The organism is Micromonospora sp. ATA51 (assembly GCF_016802855.1).
Lineage (GTDB): Bacteria > Actinomycetota > Actinomycetes > Mycobacteriales > Micromonosporaceae > Micromonospora > Micromonospora sicca.
In genome coordinates, this window is the sequence record NZ_JAEVHJ010000456.1 from 1 (window position 1) to 3,972 (window position 3,972).

The window sequence follows — 3,972 nt, forward strand, 5'->3', positions numbered from 1 at the left end:
CAGCCCGACCCCCCGGCTGCTGCCACCGCTCGGCCCGCACCTCGCCGCGCTCGCCGCCGAGATCGGCCCGCCCACCGGGTACGCGGCCGCCGCCGTCGTCCCCGACCTGGCCGACGCCGCCCGGGACCGGCTCGCCGCCGACGGTGTGCCGGCCGCCGAGATCACCGTCAGCGGCGGTGCGCTGGACGGCATCGAGCGGCTGCTCGCCGCCCACCTGCGCCCCGGCGATACGGTGGCGGTCGAGGACCCCGGCTGGGCCAACCTGCTGGACCTGGTCGCCGCGCTCGGGCTGCGCGCCATCGGCGTGCCGGTCGACGACGAGGGGCCGACCGAGCCGGGGGTGCGGGCCGCCCTCGCCGCCGGGGCCCGCGCGCTGATCGTCACCAGCCGCGCCCAGAACCCGACCGGCGCGGCCGTCTCCGCCGACCGGGCCGAGGCGCTGCGGGCGCTGCTCGCCGGCCGGTCCGACCTGCTGCTGATCGAGGACGACCACGCCGCCGAGCTGGCCCGCGTACCGCTGCGTCCGCTCGCCGGGGCGACCCCGACCTGGGCCTTCGTCCGGTCGGTGAGCAAGCCCTACGGCCCGGACCTGCGGCTCGCGGTGCTGGCCGGCGACGAGGCCACGGTGGCCCGGGTCGCCGGCCGGGCCCGGGTCGGCGCCGGCTGGGTCTCCACCGTGCTGCAACGCCTCGTGCTGGCGCTGTGGCGCGACCCCGCCACCGCCGACCTCGTGCACCGGGCGGGGGAGAGCTACGAGCGGCGGCGCCACGGGCTGGTGGAGGCGCTGAGGGCGCACGGCCTGCCCGCCCACGGCCGCACCGGGATCAACGTCTGGGTGCCCGTGCCGGACGAGACCGTGGTGGTCACCGCGCTGCGGGACGCCGGCTGGTCGGTCGCCCCCGGCGCGCTCAACCGGATCGCCGCCGGTCCCGGCATCCGGATCACGGTCAGCTCGCTCGACGAGGCCGACCTCGCCCCGCTCGCCGCCGCGGTCGCCCGCGCGGCACACCCCACCGGGCCGTTCGGGTTCACCGCCTGACCGGGCCGGGGCATGTCGGCCGTAGCTGCGGGAATGCCGCGCTGGGAGGTGGTCGACATGGCCTCGAACAGGTCTTCGAACAGGTCCAGGACGGGACTCTGGATCGCCATCGCGGTGGCGGTGATCGTCGTGATCATCGCGATCGCGCTGGCCTCGCGGGACGGCGGAGGTGGCGGTTACTGACGCCCGGACGCGTGCGCGCGGCGGGCGGCATCCGACGCCCGGCTCGAAACCGGTATATAAAGGCGGCATGGCCGAGCAGACCGAGAGTGCCCCCGGCGCCCAGCAGTTCATCCCGCCGCAGGCGGACACGATCGACCAGCTGCGCGACGCGGCGGCCGGCTGCCGGGGCTGCGAGCTCTACCGCGACGCTTCGCAGACCGTCTTCGGGCGGGGCGACGAGACCGCCCGGGTGGTCTTCGTGGGCGAGCAGCCGGGCGACATGGAGGATCAGAAGGGGCTGCCCTTCGTCGGCCCGGCCGGCCGGCTGCTGCGCAAGGCGGTGGACGACGCCGGCATCGACCCCGGTCACATCTACCTGACCAACGCCGTGAAGCACTTCCGCTTCGAGCTGCGCGGCAAACGGCGGATCCACCAGTCGCCGGACCGGGTGCACATCACCGCCTGCCGGCCCTGGCTGGTCGCGGAGTTCGCCCGGCTGCACCCGGAGGTCGTGGTGGTGCTCGGGGCCACCGCCGCCAAGGCGCTGCTCGGCCCGACGTTCCGGGTGACAAAGCAGCGCGGCGAGCTGCTGCCCTGGCCCGCGTCCGCCCAGCACCCGGAGGACTTCACCCGGGTGCCGGTGGACAACACCGGAAAGGTCGCCGACGCCCCCGAGGCCCGGCTGCTGGCCACCATCCACCCGTCGGCGGTGCTCCGCGCCGACGACCAGGACGGCGCGTACGCCGGCCTGGTGCAGGACCTGACGGTCGCCGCCCGCGCCCTCGCCGCCTGATCCGCGCCGGCTCCGGCGAACGCGGCTCGCCTCTGGGCAGCGCGGGTGAGCGGTGCCACACTGGCCGCCATGGAGCAGCATCTCTACGAGCCCGTCCACGAAGAGTTCCGGGGCCTGTGCCGCCAGTTCCTGGCCCGGGAGGCCGTCCCGCACCACGAGCGCTGGGAGGCCGACGGCATCGTCGACCGGGAGGTGTGGCGCAAGGCCGGCGCGGCCGGGCTGCTCGGCATGGACGTCGACACCGAGTTCGGCGGCGGCGGCCAGCGGGACTTCCGCTTCAACGCGGTGCTGGACGAGGAGATCATCGCGGCCGGCTGCTCCGGGCTCGGCTTCGGCCTGCACAACGACGTGGTGGCGCCGTACCTGACCGAGCTGACCACCGACGACCAGCGCAAGCGCTGGCTGCCGGGCTTCTGCTCCGGCGACCTGGTCACCGCGATCGCGATGAGCGAGCCGGGCGCCGGCAGCGACCTGGCCGGGGTCCGCACCAGCGCGGTCCGGGACGGCGACTCCTACCTGCTCAACGGGCAGAAGACGTTCATCACCAACGGCGAGATGGCCGATCTGGTCGTCGTGGTGGTGCGGACCTCCGACCAGGGCGCGCACGGGGTGAGCCTGATCGCGGTGGAGACCGGCACCCCCGGCTTCAGCCGGGGCCGGCGGTTGGCCAAGGTCGCCTGAAGGCCAACGACACCGCGGAGTTGTTCTTCGACGACTGCCGGGTGCCGGCGGAGAACCTGATCGGCACCGAGAACCACGGCTTCTACCACCTGATGGGGAACCTGCCCCGGGAGCGGCTGAGCATCGCGGTGGCCGCGGTCGCGGCGGCGGAGAAGCTGCTCGCGGTCACCCTCGACTACGCCCGCTCGCGGGAGGCGTTCGGCCGGCCGATCGGGAAGTTCCAGCACAACCGCTTCCTCCTGGCCGAGTTGGACACCGAGGTCACCATCGCCCGCACGTTCGTCAACCACTGCGTCGCCGAGTTCAACGCCGGCCGGCTCTCGGTGACCGACGCGGCGAAGGCCAAGTGGTGGACCACCGAGCTGCAGAACAAGGTGGCCGACCGCTGCGTGCAGCTGCACGGCGGCTACGGCTTCATGCTGGAGTACCCGGTGGCGAAGGCCTGGCTGGACGGGCGGGTGCAGACCATCTATGGCGGCACCACCGAGATCATGAAGGAGATCATCGGCCGGGGTCTCGGCCTGTAGCGAAACGGGCTCCCCCGGGACGGGGCCGGTTTGCAAGGATGGTGCGGCGTCTGACCCCTTACTGAGGAGGCCGCATGGCCACCGATCTGACCGCGCCGGCCCGGACCCGGCCGGATGTTGCGCCGATCCAGCGGCGAACCCTGCGCCTGCTCTTCGCCACCCAGATCATCGGCGGGATCGGTGTGACCATCGGCATCGCCGTCGGGGCGTTGCTCGCCGCCCGGGTCGCCGGCACCGCGGTCGCCGGCCTGGCGCAGAGCGCCGCCGTGGTCGGCGGGGCCCTGCTCGCGGTCCCGGTCACCCGGATCATGAACGGGCACGGCCGGCGCCCCGGGCTGGCGGTCGCGTACCTGGCGGGCGCGGTCGGCGCCGTCCTGGTGGTGCTCGCCACGGTCACCCGCTTCGTGCCGCTGCTCTTCCTCGGCATGCTGTTCTTCGGCGGCGGCACCGCGGCGAACCTCCAGGCCCGCTACGCCGCGGTGGACCTCGCCGAGCCGGCCCGACGGGGGCGCCAGCTCTCGCTGATCGTGTGGGCCACCACCATCGGCGCGGTGGCCGCGCCGAACTTCGCCGCGCTGGCCGACCGCACCACCAGCGGGTGGGGGTTGCCACCGCTGGCCGGCCCGTTCGCGTTCAGCGCCGCCGCGTTCCTGCTCGCCGCCGTCGTACTCGTGGCCGCGCCGAACTTCGCCGCGCTGGCCGACCGCACCACCAGCGGGTGGGGGTTGCCACCGCTGGCCGGCCCGTTCGCGTTCAGCGCCGCCGCGTTC

At 74.6% G+C, this 3,972-nt stretch carries 3 protein-coding genes and 2 pseudogenes; all 5 read left to right on the top strand.

Going from position 1 to position 3,972, the window contains the following annotated elements; genetic code table 11:
- On the top strand, window positions 1-1,039 hold a 1,039-nt coding region (locus JNW87_RS35790; protein ID WP_238455222.1), incomplete at its 5' end, for an aminotransferase class I/II-fold pyridoxal phosphate-dependent enzyme.
- A 57-nt stretch (window positions 1,040-1,096) separates the two neighbouring features.
- The gene (locus JNW87_RS40050) at window positions 1,097-1,222 is read left to right on the top strand and encodes a hypothetical protein (protein WP_255420170.1); all 126 of its coding nucleotides are present in this window, start codon (window positions 1,097-1,099) and stop codon (window positions 1,220-1,222) included.
- Between the two features lie 67 nt (window positions 1,223-1,289).
- On the top strand, window positions 1,290-1,994 hold the full coding sequence (locus JNW87_RS35795) for a UdgX family uracil-DNA binding protein (protein WP_109799637.1): 705 nt from the start codon (window positions 1,290-1,292) through the stop codon (window positions 1,992-1,994).
- A 69-nt stretch (window positions 1,995-2,063) separates the two neighbouring features.
- Window positions 2,064-3,202, top strand: a pseudogene (locus JNW87_RS41075) (acyl-CoA dehydrogenase family protein).
- A 74-nt stretch (window positions 3,203-3,276) separates the two neighbouring features.
- Window positions 3,277-3,972 (top strand): annotated as a pseudogene (locus tag JNW87_RS35805) (MFS transporter); the annotation flags it as partial.

What these genes read in the sequence shown, in the direction of transcription:
- JNW87_RS35795 (WP_109799637.1), top strand. Translation starts at nt 1,290, where the DNA reads ATGGCCGAGCAGACCGAGAGTGCCCCCGGCGCCCAGCAGTTCATCCCG.
- JNW87_RS40050 (WP_255420170.1), top strand. Translation starts at nt 1,097, where the DNA reads ATGGCCTCGAACAGGTCTTCGAACAGGTCCAGGACGGGACTCTGGATC.